This window comes from Rothia mucilaginosa (genome assembly GCF_964210535.1).
Classification (GTDB): domain Bacteria; phylum Actinomycetota; class Actinomycetes; order Actinomycetales; family Micrococcaceae; genus Rothia; species Rothia mucilaginosa_F.
On record NZ_CAXOMR010000006.1, the window covers coordinates 77,631 to 91,304 of the forward strand.

Annotated in this window: 12 protein-coding genes; 1 reads left to right on the top strand and 11 read right to left on the bottom strand. The window is 58.0% G+C overall.

What is annotated here, in order from left to right:
- Window positions 1-37: 37 nt before the first annotated feature.
- The 7 genes from atpE to AB8C10_RS03625 form a co-directional block, all read right to left on the bottom strand.
- Window positions 38-241 carry an ATP synthase F0 subunit C gene (atpE, locus tag AB8C10_RS03595; protein WP_005506461.1) on the bottom strand — a complete coding sequence of 68 codons (204 nt, stop codon included), beginning with the start codon at window positions 239-241 and terminating at the stop codon, window positions 38-40.
- Window positions 242-384: 143 nt separating this feature from the next.
- Window positions 385-1,176, bottom strand: a complete 792-nt coding sequence (gene atpB / locus AB8C10_RS03600) for a F0F1 ATP synthase subunit A (RefSeq protein WP_049340658.1) — start codon at window positions 1,174-1,176, stop codon at window positions 385-387.
- 112 nt (window positions 1,177-1,288) lie between these two features.
- Window positions 1,289-1,549, bottom strand: a complete 261-nt coding sequence (locus AB8C10_RS03605; RefSeq protein ID WP_049340660.1) for a hypothetical protein — start codon at window positions 1,547-1,549, stop codon at window positions 1,289-1,291.
- A 28-nt stretch (window positions 1,550-1,577) separates the two neighbouring features.
- Complete coding sequence (locus AB8C10_RS03610; protein ID WP_053088846.1) at window positions 1,578-2,144, bottom strand: hypothetical protein; 567 nt, start codon at window positions 2,142-2,144, stop codon at window positions 1,578-1,580.
- Entirely contained in the window at window positions 2,144-3,433 is a 1,290-nt protein-coding gene (locus AB8C10_RS03615; protein WP_368866854.1) for a glycosyltransferase family 4 protein, read from the bottom strand. Before AB8C10_RS03615 ends, AB8C10_RS03610 begins: the two co-directional genes overlap by 1 nt.
- Window positions 3,434-3,688: 255 nt before the next feature.
- Window positions 3,689-5,647 carry a polysaccharide biosynthesis protein gene (locus AB8C10_RS03620; protein ID WP_368866855.1) on the bottom strand — a complete coding sequence of 653 codons (1,959 nt, stop codon included), beginning with the start codon at window positions 5,645-5,647 and terminating at the stop codon, window positions 3,689-3,691.
- Entirely contained in the window at window positions 5,647-7,626 is a 1,980-nt protein-coding gene (locus AB8C10_RS03625) for a glycosyltransferase family 2 protein (RefSeq protein WP_368866856.1), read from the bottom strand. Before AB8C10_RS03625 ends, AB8C10_RS03620 begins: the two co-directional genes overlap by 1 nt.
- A gap of 429 nt (window positions 7,627-8,055) precedes the next feature.
- Here AB8C10_RS03625 and AB8C10_RS03630 point away from each other — a divergent pair, with 429 nt between their 5' ends.
- The gene (locus tag AB8C10_RS03630) at window positions 8,056-9,057 is read left to right on the top strand and encodes an NAD-dependent epimerase/dehydratase family protein (protein ID WP_070634426.1); all 1,002 of its coding nucleotides are present in this window, start codon (window positions 8,056-8,058) and stop codon (window positions 9,055-9,057) included.
- A gap of 161 nt (window positions 9,058-9,218) precedes the next feature.
- Here the strand turns inward: AB8C10_RS03630 and AB8C10_RS03635 are convergent, their stop codons facing one another.
- The 4 genes from AB8C10_RS03635 to AB8C10_RS03650 all read right to left on the bottom strand — a co-directional run.
- Window positions 9,219-10,409: an L-threonylcarbamoyladenylate synthase gene (locus AB8C10_RS03635; protein ID WP_368866857.1), complete on the bottom strand. Its 1,191-nt coding sequence runs from the start codon at window positions 10,407-10,409 to the stop codon at window positions 9,219-9,221.
- A gap of 169 nt (window positions 10,410-10,578) precedes the next feature.
- Complete coding sequence (prmC, locus tag AB8C10_RS03640; RefSeq protein ID WP_368866858.1) at window positions 10,579-11,505, bottom strand: peptide chain release factor N(5)-glutamine methyltransferase; 927 nt, start codon at window positions 11,503-11,505, stop codon at window positions 10,579-10,581.
- 44 nt (window positions 11,506-11,549) lie between these two features.
- Window positions 11,550-12,086 carry a hypothetical protein gene (locus AB8C10_RS03645; RefSeq protein ID WP_368866859.1) on the bottom strand — a complete coding sequence of 179 codons (537 nt, stop codon included), beginning with the start codon at window positions 12,084-12,086 and terminating at the stop codon, window positions 11,550-11,552.
- A gap of 874 nt (window positions 12,087-12,960) precedes the next feature.
- A partial coding sequence (locus tag AB8C10_RS03650; RefSeq protein WP_368866860.1) for a hypothetical protein occupies window positions 12,961-13,674 on the bottom strand: 714 nt, incomplete at its 5' end.

Below are 13,674 nucleotides of genomic sequence, written 5' to 3' on the forward strand. Positions count from 1 at the left end.
TCTATGGGATGGGTCGTTTAGGATGTGGCAGAGCCGGTTACTTGATGAAGACGAGAACCAGGCCCAGAATTGCCAGCGCCTCGACCAGTGCGAAGCCCAGGAACAGCATGGGCTGCAGGGTCTTCTGGGACTCGGGCTGACGAGCAACGCTGGTCATGTATGCCGCGAAGATCAGACCCACGCCGATGCCGCCGCCAATAGCTGCCAGACCGTAGCCAACCGCAGTGATGGAACCAACCATTATTTTTCCTTTCAACAGTGTTCGACCGGGAACATACCCGGACCGAACAGAGTTTGATTTGAGTTAATAGCCCGCACAGTGAACGTGTGGGTTGCTTTATTCACGCCCAATGACGAACGCGAAAACCTAAAAAACTAGAGAGTTTAGTGTCCCTCGGAAACCGAGCCCTGCAGGTACACAGCCAGCAGCAGAGCGAACACATAAGCCTGGATGCACTGAATCATGAATTCCAGGAAGTACAGGAACAGGCCCAGAGCACCGGGAGCAATAGCAGCCAGGTAGCCGATACCACCCAGAGTCTCAACCATGTAGGTCACCATGCTGGATGCAACCATCAGCGCCAGGTGACCACCGAACATGGTCGCGAAGAGACGTAGCGCGTGAGTTGCGGGACGAATCAGCAGGTTCGAGAAGAACTCGATCGGGATCAGGATGGGGTAGATCCACACCGGCAGACCCGAGGGCATGGTGATGTCCTTGAAGAAGCCGCCCAGGCCCTTGCGCTTGATACCAACGCCAACCCAGGTCAGGTACGCTACGCCAGCCAGTGCGTAGGCGCTACCGGGGTGGGAGAAGGAGGGCAGCTGAACAAACGGAATCGAACCGTAGAGGTTGTTCACCAGAACGAAGAAGAAGGAGGCGAACAGAATCGGCACGAAAGGCTTGTAGTGCTGTACGCCCAGGGTTTCCTTACCGAGGGAGTTACGAGCAAACATGTAGCCAGACTCAGCGATGAACTGAGTCTTGCCGGGAACCATGGCGCGCTTACGTGCTGCGGTGAGGAAGAAGACCGCGATAATCACCACGGACAGCAGAATCAGTACGTTCTGCTTACCGAAAGCGAAATCACCAATGGTGAAGAAGGGGGGCAGATGCATGTCTTCGGGGGTCGGCGGCACATAGGCTTCCGCGAGGATCAACCCGTTCTCGATCAAAGCAAGTCCTTTCTTGCTACTAGTGGCTATCAAGAGCCCATGTCTGCCTCTAAGCGACTGACATGCTAACTACATGGATGAATGTGTGACCTAGCGGTCCGCGTTCAATGACCTAGCGGTCTTTATTCTGCCTGGTCATGTAGGTAAAGACGAGGGTCAAACCTCCGACAGCGCCAATCAAGACACCAACCCACACCAGCCAGGTGGTGGAGAAGACCAGGTCACCGAGGTAACCGATGCCGCCCCACACTGCTATACCGATGATCAGATAGAGAATCGACATGACTGCACCGGAGAGCCCTCCGTCAGACACCAATTCTCCGGTAGTGCGGAGCTTTTTATCTCCGTCCCACCACTTCTTCTCTTCGGCCAAACGTATTTCCTTTCAAACACCAATCGCGTTACCGACCATGGTCTTCCAGATCGGTGTCGAAGTATAGAATTCTCAGTCGTGCGATGCTGACTGTTTCAATAACAATCCACAGAATCACGCCGGTACATGCGCCTGCGAGAGTCCAACCGTGCCTCAGATTCTCGGGGAACGGCACAAACATCAATACCAGACCGAGCAGAGCAATCTTCACGAGGTAGCTCACCACCAGCGATTTGGGTACACCCCAGTCGAAAATGGGAGCAACCAACATAACCAATACGCCCAGAGTGAAGCATATATAGATTATCAGAAAGCCCAATGTTATTCCTAGCGCGCCCACGGGGCCCGCAAACAGGTACGCACTCATCATACCGCCCAACCAAGCCAGCAGAGAGTAAGCCGATACCCTGTAGAACAAAAATTTCCAGGAAAGCTCTTGACTCTCGAAAGAAGAGGCCTTCAAACCTGCTTGAGCACGCTCTCGGCGGTGTTTCTGCTGCTTCTTGCGCTCCGCCGGCGGATACCACAGAACGTCCACCACGCGCCTCCAGAGAGGCTCTGCAGGAGCCTGAGATTTAGGCTGCTCAGAAGCCATTAGTGTTTCTCCCCACGGTTGCGATGAGAAGAAGGCTGAACAGAGGAGCGAGCAGCAGAAGAGCTATCTGCACGGTCTTTCACGGAATCCGGCATGATCGGCTCCGGATGCAGCGAGGTCGGCTCTACGTTCTCAGGAGTCGCCGGAACGCCAGTCGCCGAGGTCAAAGAGCCGGTAGCAGGCTCTGCAGTTGCCGACTTCGCCTTCGGCGCCGAACCCTTCGAATCCGCCGCAAAGCGCTTCGACAGGTCAATCGCAGAAGTAGGTGCCTCACCGCCAAAGAGCTGCGGCATACGCAGGTACACCACCAGCACGGCAAGAGCCACAAGAACCACACCAACAGCCGCCAGCACGGCGCCCGAAGCAAACAAATCAGAGGCAAACGCCAGCAGCACCCACACCAGAATGGTCGTACCCGTCACCACGGCGGTCGAGCCAAGGTGGCTGAAACCAACATCCGTCAGACGCTGATACGTGTGAGTACGGTGCGGCTTGTACCACTGCTCCCCCGCCATAAAACGACGGAACAGAGTCGTACCCGCATCCGCCAGGTAGGTCATCAGCGGAGCAAAAGCCAGCAGGAACGGAACATCCGCAAACCACGCACCCACAGCCAACGTGCCCAGCGCGGCACCCAAAACATAAGAACCCGCATCGCCCAAAAATACGTTCTTACCCGGGCGCACATTCCACGGTAGGAACGCCGCAAAAGCACCGGCAACAGCCACACCAGCCAGAGCCAGCCACGGCAGGTTCACCATCCAACCGGTCAGCGCATACGCCAAACCAGCCACCAAACCGTGAGCACCAGAAATACCGTTAATGCCGTCCATAAAGTTCGCCACATTAATGTAGCCGGCAATAAAAATCGCACCCAGAATCAGCAACAGAATGTTCGTGCTCTGCACCGTCGCAAAGCTCACGCTCACCAGCACACCAATCACCAGCTGCAGGCCCGCACGACGCACAATGCTCACACCGCGAATATCCTCCAGCCAGCCCAGGGCAAGAGCGCACAGAATCGCCGCAGCAATCGTCACCGCCAGCTGCAACGACTCAGCAGAACGGTACGTCCAGCCGAACAGGGTAGCAGCAACAAACGCCACAAAGGTCGCGGCCGCAGTCGCCAAACCCATACCGCGGTACGTCGGCGCGGTATGCGAAGAACGCTCATTAGGAACATCCACCATGTCGTAGCGGTGCAAAATTGGGCGCACCGCAAACGGCAAAAGGGCACCCAAAACAAAAGCAAGAGCAAAAATACTCAACAGCTCAGAAAAGGAGGTCATACCAGCTCCAAGGCATTGGCGCCGCTACCCCTGGACGCAAACTCCAGAATCGCGGCTGAGGGACGATGTGTGCGTAGTGTGTGTTTACTTCGTATTCTATAGAACTCTTCAGTAGCCCGGGGCTCAACGTTACAGAATCTCTCCATACGCTCTGCATATTCTGCGTCCTGAAATGTTCTACACCCGAGAAAGAGAAAGACACCGGATACCGCACCTGCCACGCAAGTGCAGCATCCGGTGTCATTTCCACAAAAATTAGAACGTCTGTGCATCCGCCAAAGTACGCGGATCCGGGGCACGCTCCAGACCATGACGCTCATAGCCGCTGTGTTCCCGATAGTTCTGAATCCACCGCTCATAATCGAGCTCATCAGGGTCAAGTGCCGGGGCACTCGACCGGGAAATATACCGGTTCTCCTCACTAGGTACCAGCTTCTCAGTACCGCCGAAGAGAGTCTCATCCAGCTTCTCACCCTTGCGAAGACCAATCTCCTTGATCTCCACGTCATACCGCTCATACGCTTGGCGCATCGCCTTCGCAACGTCCAGAATCTTGACCGGCTGGCCCATATCCAGCACCATGACCTCACCGGGGCGACCAATCGCACCGGCAAGCATCACCAGCAGGCAGGCATCGGTAATCAGCATGAAGTAACGAGTCGCGCGCTTATCCGTCAGGGTAATCGGACCACCCGAGAGGATCTGCTTCGTAAAGAGCGGCTTAATCGAACCGCGCGAACCAAACACGTTGCCAAAACGAACCGACACGTAGGTGTTGCCGGTCTTCTCACCAAAGTACGCAGTCAGACGCTCCGCCACACGCTTGGACTGACCCAGCGCAGTCTTCGGATCTGCAGCCTTATCGGTCGACACGTTCACGAAGGTCTTCACGCCCACCGCCTCCGCGGCACGCAACACGTTCAAAGTACCCAGGGAGTTCGTCTTCCACGCCTCCTGCGGGTACGCCTCCAACGCAGACACATGCTTCAGAGCCGCCGCGTGGAACACCACCTCGGGGCGACGCTCACGGAAAACCTCCAGCAGGTTATCGCCCTCACGAATATCAGCCAGGATAATGCGGTCATCGTCCAGGCTTGACTCGTGAGTAATCGAAACCTTCGTCTCCATCAGCAGAGTCTCATCATGATCAAGCATCATGAGGGTCTCAGGCTCAAACTCGCTAATCTGACGGCACAGCTCCGAACCAATCGAACCGCCCGCACCCGTGACCAGCACACGCTTACCGTGCAGGTACGAACGCAGAATATCGCGGTCAATATCGTAGTTAATCTCGCCACGAATCACGCGCATCAGGTCGTTATCGCTCGCGGTAATCAGACGCTCACCCATCAGACGAGCATTCGCGCTACTAATACGCTGAACCTCAACCTTAAGCTTACGCATGCGGTTGCAGAAGGACTCGAAGTAATCCTCCGACATATCCGAAATCGTCACCAGAATCTTACGGGTACCCGACTCACGAATCGCCTGCTCCAGCTCACGGTAGGTCGTAATCACCGAAATGCCGTGGAACTTCGTACCAGCCTTCAGCTGGTCATCATCGAAGACTGCAACCGGGCGAAGCTTCGCCTCCTCATCGTGCAGCATCGAATCCATGACCATGCCGCCAATAAAACCGGCACCGTACACAATCACGGGCTCGCCGGTCAGCTCACGCACCGCGCCGCGCTCAGTGTAGACGCGCTTCGCCATGCGAGCGCCCGCCATCATAATCAGGCTAAACGCCGCCGCAATCGCAGGCACACTATGCGGAATATGAGGCAGGCCCAGCAGCTCATCCACAAAGGAGAAAATGGTCAACGCCGCGCCCGCGCTCAAAGCAGCAGCACCGGCACGCCACGACTCATCAAACGAGCCATAAGAGTACACGCCGTTATAAATCTTCACGCCCGCCAAACCAATGACCAGGTGCAACACCACAGCCAAAGTAGCGGTCATCGCCAACGACGCAGGGTGAATAATATCGAACACCGAGCCGTTGCTGAGCAGCACACTATAGCGGAGCATGTACGCGAACAAAACCGCCAGCAGCCACGCGCTCGAATCAATCAGAGCCTGCGCAATCAGCCACCACGGCTTACGCTCATACAGGCGGTTCACCAGCATCGTGCCGGAGTCGCCCTCCGTCACCAGCGTGCCACGCTGAGCCGCCTTCTTCATCACCACATGAGCGTGAGGTTTCAACTGAGCCACTACATGCCTCCTTCAGATGCGGTACCAGAAGAACGAGAAGAAGCGCGAGCCGTCAACGACGACAACGCACGGAACGCCGAACGGCGCGCCTGCTCAGGCACAAAACGGTACACACTACGCACCGCCATGTTCTGAGCCCACTGAAGCTTAGAAATACCGTGACCGGTGTACAGGCGACGCTGAATCGCCAGATCCTGCAGCCAGGCGTCCACTCCCCCGCGCTTCGTGTACGCGCCCGCACCCACGCGGTAACGCACCAGCGCCTCGGGGATATTGCCCAGACGGTAGCCGGCATCGCGCAGACGCATCCACAGCCACCAATCCTCAGCGCCGGGCACAAACTCGTAACCGCCCAGCTGCTGCACGGCACTCTTCGCGAACGCCACCGACGGGTGATAAATCGGGTTGCGCGAATCCATCGCGCTGAGCAGACGCTCGGAGTCAACAATCGCCTCGCGGGTCGACTCCACCGCAGTATTGCTCTCATTTACCTCAAGCATGGCGGAGCCCAGCACCGTGTAGCCGCCCTCAACCAGGGCAGGAATCAGACGCGCAAAACGAGTCGGCTCAGACAGATCATCAGAATCAGCGCGAGCCACCAGCTCATAGGTGCACGCCTGCAGACCGGCGTTCAGCGCCTCCGCCAAACCAACATTCTGAGCCAGCTCAACCACCTGAATCGGCGGGCAATCCAGGTTCTCGGCACGCTGAACCCAGCGATCCACCACGGCATCCAGCTCGGGGGTCAGCGGACCGTCCTTCACCAAAACCAGTTCCGAAGGGCGCAGAGTCTGGTTCAGCAGATTCGACTCCAACGCCTGCTCCAAGTAGGCGGGGTTCTCCTTCGCATACACGCTCATCAACACCGAGAAATCGGGTGCAGAGCTCACGCAACCGCGTACCTTCTCAGGCTCAACGGCGTTAGCAGTAGCCGGCACGCCGTAGCGGCCGGGGAAAGTCAGCGGGTAAATGCCCTCAAGCACCTGGCGGTTCGGGGTGGGTGCCCGCAAACCGTCACGCACACCGTTGAGGAAATACCCCAGGTAGGTGCGGCGGTCATCAGTGCGCAGCACAGTAGAAATCCACAGACGCGCCGACGAGCCACCGTAGAGCAACTTCTCCAGCGGGTTCAGGGTACGCGAACGGGTGAAAACCCACAGCTTATTGCGCACGTCGTTATAGAAACGCGGGCCGGGGTTGGCGTTTGTCGTACCGAACGTCTTCGTGTGGTGCTTTGCCACAGAGGACGGCACCGCGATGCCGTCGCGGTGATGAATCAGGCGGGTCGAAAACTCGAAATCGTCATTCCAGATGAAGAACTCAGCAATCGGCAGGCCACCGTTGCGGCGAATCGCCTGCGCATCCATCAGAATCGACACGAACGAGGCGCTACGAATCGGGCGGGCGCCCACCGCCTGCGCACGAGCATGACGCTGCTCCCCCGCCGCAAACATGGTGCGCGGGGTGTTCATCGGGTGGTCCTCGCCGTTCGTCCACACCACACGAGACGCCACCACCGCGGGACGCTGCGAAGGCACCGGCGAATAGTTCAGCCAGGCGGCAACCGCCTCCGACAGAGTGTTCTCGGTCGGCTCGGTGTCATCATCCATAACCCACACCAGATCCGGGTTATGGCGTTCCAGGGCGCGATCAATACCCACCGCGAAACCGCCAGCACCGCCCATATTGCTCTCCAGGCGGATGCAATCCACCGGCAGCTCATAGTCCAGGGTGCGCAGATACTCGGCAGTACCGTCCGTGGAGGCGTTATCAACAATCACCACCGCCGCAGGCACACGCTCACCAGAAGCGATACCAGCAAGGGTCTTCGGCAGCAGGTCCTCACGGTTATAAGTCACCACCACGGCAACCGTGCGGGGATACTCATTCAAAGAATTGTGAGAAGAAGACTGATCGGAAGAAGGCTGTTGGGAAGAAGGCTGGGCAAAAGCGGTCACGTCGCTGTACTTTTCTGCCATAAGTTCTCCCTCCACGGCGCGATGCGCCTGAATCAGCCGGTACGCGATATACCCATACCGAGCTGGGCGCTTGTGGTGTTTCTCGCGCCCGCGGTATTCAACCGTGTGGATATATCACTCAAAGAAAATATTCTACCTGCGGTCTCCACTAGAGAGTGAACCACCACCCCGAAAGACGCCTTATATGACAAATAAACAACCGAATTCAGTTGATTTATCCGCATAGCGGACGTACCCGAACACCCACTTTTGGGCATCCATCAAGCTACCCGCTTCACAGCCTGTGTCTGCCCTGTGCACCCCGTGCGAAAAAACGACCAGAGACCGAATAAAACCCCACAAATTCCCCATAAACTGTTCAAATATGGGAAAGTTGAACTGACCCCATAAATCCCCGCAACGTACGCGGGCTCGTGAGAGGTAAAAGAGATGTCCGAATCCAAGTGGAAAGTCATTGGCGCCAGCGGCTTCGTTGGTTCCTCCATCGTCGCGCGACTGAACGCAGAAGGTATCAGCGTCGACCCCATTGAGGCACCTCGACTCGCAACCCGCGCCCTCGACGTAGACAGCATCATCGACGAGGCAGACCAGCTTGAAGGCATCATCGACTCCCTCGCAGAAGCCTTCGCGGGCGCACAGGTCGTCGTCAACGCAGCGGGCCTCGCAGCACCCAACATGCAGGATCTGCCCCCGCTCGTCGGCGCAAACGCACTGCTACCCGCAGTAATCGCAATTGCCGCACAGCGCACCGGCGTGCGCCGCGTCATCCACCTCTCCTCCGCAGCCGTACAGGGCCCGCGCCTCGTGCTGGATGCCTCCGAAGAGACCAACCCGTTCAGCGCCTACTCCTTCTCCAAGGCGCTCGGTGAAGAAGCGCTGCTCGACCTGCAGGACTACTTCCTCGAGGAGCACCCCGACAGCGCACCCGAGCTGTGCATCCTGCGCGCAACCAGCGTGCAGGGCCGCGGCCGCCGCACCACCGAACTCTTCGCTAAGATGGCGTCCTCCCCCTTCGCATCCGTTGCAGGTGCAGGCACCGGCAAGTCGCCCGTCTCCAGCGTGCACGCCCTCGCAGAATTCGTGGTCATGCTCGGCACCTTCCCCGGCGAACTGCCCACCATCGTCCTGCAGCCCTGGGAAGGCGCAACCGTCGCCTCCGCAACTCTGGATGCAGGCCGCCGCAAGCCGCTGCACCTGCCCGAATGGCTCTGCCGCGCAGCCGTCAAGGCAGGCTACACCGTCTCCGAGCTGATGAACGACAAGTTCGCAGGCTCCGTACGTAAGGTCGAGGTTATGTGGTTTGGCCAGGGCATTGATGACTCCTGGGCGCGCGACAACAACCTTCTGCCCACCCCGCGCGTACGCGAGGTACTGCGCAACGCCCACACCGCGCTGGGCAAGAAGAAGGACCGCCGCTTCGACAAGAAGTAGATTGCGCACGTGCTTGTAGAGACGCACAATCTAGGGGCACGCAATCTGTAAGACTCATAGCAAAAGGGAACCCCCGATATATCTGAGCGATATATCGGGGGTTCCCTATACGTTTTTATGCTCCGAGATTTTATGTTCCGAGCTCTGTAATCCGCAGAGGTTTAGAGCTGGTCCTCCGGGGCGTCCTTCTGCTCAGTCTTTGCCTCAGACTCGGTGGTCGTAGCAGCCTCGGCCTTAGCTTCTTCCTTGGCAGGCTTGCTCTTGGCAGCAACCTCAATCTTCGACTCGCCAAAGACCAGCGCGCGAGCGGTATCAGCAGGAACCGGGTGAGTCTGCGGCTCATCCGCACGAACCGGCTTCGGAGTGTTGTCACGGTAGCCGCGCGCACGCTCCTGATCCACGCCGGTGTTGAAAGCAGAAGACAGAGCCGAAGTAGCGCCCAGCAGGGACGCCGCAACAGAACCAGCAGCAGGCGCCGAAGCGCGACGAGCAGGCTCACCGCTCACGGTGTGGGTGCTGTCCCACTGCTCGTACGCCTCATCTAGGTCAGCCTGATCGTCCAGAGCACGCTCAGAAGGAGCCGACTCAGACGACGCGGAAGAAGCAGCCTCTGCTTCCTCAACCTTACGAGCCGCCTGCTCGTCAGCCTCCGCACGAGTCAGAATCGACGGAACAACCTCACGCAGTTCCTCCACCGGAATCGCGCCCTCACGAACCACCACATAGGGGAAGGAGGTGCAATCCAGAATCGTGGACGGTGCTGGGTCACGCTCAGTCACCACAACCACGCCGTCCTCATTCGGCTCAGACTCAAGCGGCTTAGGACGAGCGCCACCGTCAATCACCACGGCAACGTCCTCACCCAGGGAATCTATGGCGGTCTGTGCGTCCAGTGCGGCTTCCTGGCCGGTCTTGTTCGCGCTCGAAACCGCCAGCGGACCGTGCTCGGTCAGCAGCTTCAGGGCGAACTCGTCATCGGGAACACGCACGGCGACGGTACCGCGGGTCTCACCCAAATCCCAGCTCAGCGACGGGTACGCGTGAAGAATAAGAGTCAGTGCGCCGGGCCAGAAGCGGCCGCCCAGGTCGTAAATGTCGTCCGGAACATCGTCCACCACGCCGGCGAGCGCAGCAAGGTCAAAGATCAGCACGGGCGGCGGCATGGTGCGGTCGCGGCCCTTATCTGCCAGCAGCTTGGCAACGCCCTGATGCGAGAAAGCATCGGCGGCAATACCGTAGACGGTATCGGTGGGCATCACAATCGTGTCGTGCGCCTTCAGCGCCTCGCGGGCAGCCTCGATGGCCTCGCGGGTCTCAGTTTCAGTCGTTACGGGGTACAGCTTTGCAGTCACGGGTCTTATTCTCTCATGTTTTTCTGGATGCGGCGAGGCGCCGGCATCCACAACGCGCCATGTGGAAGCGTTCTTCCGAGCGTTCACCATATTTCGCAAGCTCTGAGCCTGCTGCGGAGGCGGACGCGTTGCCTTCACGCAGCCCAGCGCGGGCTAGGTGGTGCATCTACTAGTTTAAAGGCTCTAGTGGGCGCGGTTTATAACCGACGCTATGCCGCGGGCGATTATTCAGGTCACGCACCGGGTAGCAGTCCTCGAAGCCGATGCGCGCCAACAGTTCGGCGACGGCTTCTTCCTGGGTGTCGTCGTGTTCCATGATGAACAGGCCGCCGGGGGCTAGAAGTTCGAAGGCGCGGGCAGCGATAGCGGAGGGCATCTGCATGCCGTCATCTCCCCCGCCGTACAGCGCCATGTCAGGGTCGTGTACGGCGGCTTCCGGGTCGGCGGGTACGTTCGCCGGCGGAATGTACGGCGGGTTGGAGAGTACCGCGTCGAAGGTTCCGGCAAGTTCGGGCAGGGCGGTGAGGGCGTCCCCCTGTACCAGGTTCACGCCGAGCGGCTCCAGGTTCTTGCGGGTGTAGGGGATGGCGTCTTCGGAGAGCTCCACCGCGAACACCTGGGCGTCCGGTAGTTCGCTCTTGACCGCCGCGGCGATAGCCCCGGAGCCGGTACACAGGTCGACGATGCGTAGCCCGCCGGTCGCCGAATCGGCGCGGGGTGCCGAATCGGCGCGTGCGCTTAGCATTTTGAGGGCTTCTTCGACGAGTAGCTCCGTTTCGGGGCGGGGTACGAATACGCCCGGTCCGACTGCCAGTTCTAGGCGGTAGAAGGGAGCGGAGCCGGTGATGTGCTGTAGCGGTTCGCGGCGGGCGCGGCGGGCAACCAGCGCCTCGTACTCTGCGACCTGGTCGGGGGTGAGTCGCTCCCCCATGAGTGCGGCGTGCTGTAGGCGCGAGCGTGAGCCGTCGTAGAGCAGGTGCGCGGCGAGTAGCTCGGCGTCCACGCGGGGGCTGGGCACCTGAGCTAGTGCTGCGGTGGCGCGCGTGAGTACCTGCGCGAGCTCTTCCCCGCGCGGGTCGTGCACATTCACCTTCATGAGCTCTCCTTACGCTCCCTTCTACCTTTAGAAATTATCCCCTTTTAGGAATTACCTTCGGAGTCCTCACCCTGCTCTTCCTCTGACTCTTCGGCGATCGCGCTATCGCAAGCCCCCAGCACAGTGACCATGCCGAGTTCGGAAGGTCGGAGCCTCGGCAGCGAACTCGAGTCGTCCTGATCGCTCACGTGATCTTCTCGACGGAACTCACCGCCGCGGCACGCAGGGCAACTAGAATCGCAGGATTCTTCACACTTCTCACCGAAAACACCCACGCACTGATACTCCGGGGTCTCCTTGAGGAGCGCGATGCTCTCCCGAAGCAACAGCTCAAAGGGGCTGGGTTCTTCCAGGTAGCTATAAATGTCATTCGCGTGGAATTCCATACGGTCGGCAATCACTCGGGTTGCCATGCAAACCAGCTTCAAGTATTCGTCAGAATACTCACCCTGGTCTTCATACTTCTCGCGCAGGTTGTTCCGCCAGCCCTTCTTCATGAAGAAGTCCACGGTATCCACCAGGCAGAGAATTAGATGCGGTCCCTCCGCCTCCATGAATTCGGAAATAGCCGGCTTATTCAAGAAGTTCTTGTATATGCCATTCGGCCACGCACTCGATAAATGGACTTGGGGGTGTTCCCACCTCTCAAGATGAGAGAACCAGCCATAGTCGAGATCGTTGTACTCGGGCGATTCATACATTTTATCGAGCACATGTGCCACCTCAGCCGATACGGGGACTATATGGCAGTCTGCGTCCGCAAAGTTGACGGTGCGTTGACGGGTGCTCATAGGCCAGTTATGCATCCTCTCTATACGACTCAGCTGCTCGCGCATCCTGCTATGCATGTAGATACGGATACCGTGTTCAGGCACTACCAAGTGTTCGTAAATAGCCTTCGGAATCCATGGAACTACTCCGGTCAACACGTAGTTTCCCGCATGACACTGGACATCTCGACGCGGATTAATGGGGGTTGCAACGGTTACTACAGTCTCATTGACCGGGGGACCTAGGTAAAGAGCCTGCGTATCATTTACTCCGCTTTCCTTAAAACGTCCCTCGGTATCGTGGTATCGAAGGTCGACCTTAAACGGGTCGTGTTCTAGAACCGTGCCGCTAAATACGAACCGCCCGTCACACTCAGTCACCCACGGTTCGCCCAAGCGTGCATCATGCAGCATCTTAGCGGTGAACTGGTCGCCATCTACGGTGTCCACTTCGAGGACCAGCAGCTCTGTTCCACCCTTACCATCGGTGTGATCCACAATTTGGGCAAGGATTCCGTCACCCGGTTGAAGTTGAACAATAACACCCATGTTCTTTGTCCTTTCTCTATCTATGTATAACGTTACACAATATCTAGCTATTTCATCTCTGAGCTCGTTATTGTGCCCCCCCCCCGATGGGGAGGGGCACAATGAGGAGCAACAGGATACTTGCAGGTAGCAGGCGTCACCATAGCTCTCGACACTTCCCAAAGGGCGGGCTATACCCGCCATAGAAGGAAGTATCCCGAGATTTTTTACTGGGGACACCCGTGCATATATACTCTTTCGTTTCTTTGAGCCGAGCTACGTTCTCCCGCAACAACGCCTCATAGGGAGTGGTGTCCACGGTCTTCTCACGCAGGAGGTCTGCCAAAGCTTCCAACCGGTCGGTCACCGCGCGGGTTGCGTTCAACATTAAATCTGTTCGTTCCCCGGATTTTCGGTCCCAGAAATCGTCCGGTTCTTCAAAGGAATAGTAGGGATGGTCCTTACGGAAGAAATGCCCCGAATCCACCAGGTCAAGAAGAATATGAGGGGCAGAGTGTCCCACCAATTCGCCAGGATAGGGTTCCTCCCAGACCGAGGGGAACTCTGAATAAAACCAGCCAAGGTTGGGGTATCGCCTCCAATCCCATAGCTCAGGGTGACTTTCCTGCAGGCTAGCATACTCAGCAGATTGCCTCAGAGAATCCAAAGCACTCGCTACTTCGACGGTAATAGGGAGAATCTGCGCAACTGCACCGGCAAAATTCCAAGTCTGTCGATGCCTGCACTCAGGCCAATGATCCACACGTAGTTTTTCGTGCAGAGGAGCATCCAAGTAGACGTAACTGTGGTTGTCCACCACAACCACGCCCTCATAGACAGCCTTTACGATGCGTGAGCCGCCCCAAGTAAG

Coding starts and splice junctions, on each gene's coding strand:
- prmC (WP_368866858.1), bottom strand. CDS start 11,505: ATGAAGGTGAATGTGCACGACCCGCGCGGGGAAGAGCTCGCGCAGGTA.
- AB8C10_RS03630 (WP_070634426.1), top strand. CDS start 8,056: ATGTCCGAATCCAAGTGGAAAGTCATTGGCGCCAGCGGCTTCGTTGGT.
- AB8C10_RS03625 (WP_368866856.1), bottom strand. CDS start 7,626: ATGGCAGAAAAGTACAGCGACGTGACCGCTTTTGCCCAGCCTTCTTCC.
- AB8C10_RS03615 (WP_368866854.1), bottom strand. CDS start 3,433: ATGACCTCCTTTTCTGAGCTGTTGAGTATTTTTGCTCTTGCTTTTGTT.
- AB8C10_RS03610 (WP_053088846.1), bottom strand. CDS start 2,144: ATGGCTTCTGAGCAGCCTAAATCTCAGGCTCCTGCAGAGCCTCTCTGG.
- atpE (WP_005506461.1), bottom strand. CDS start 241: ATGGTTGGTTCCATCACTGCGGTTGGCTACGGTCTGGCAGCTATTGGC.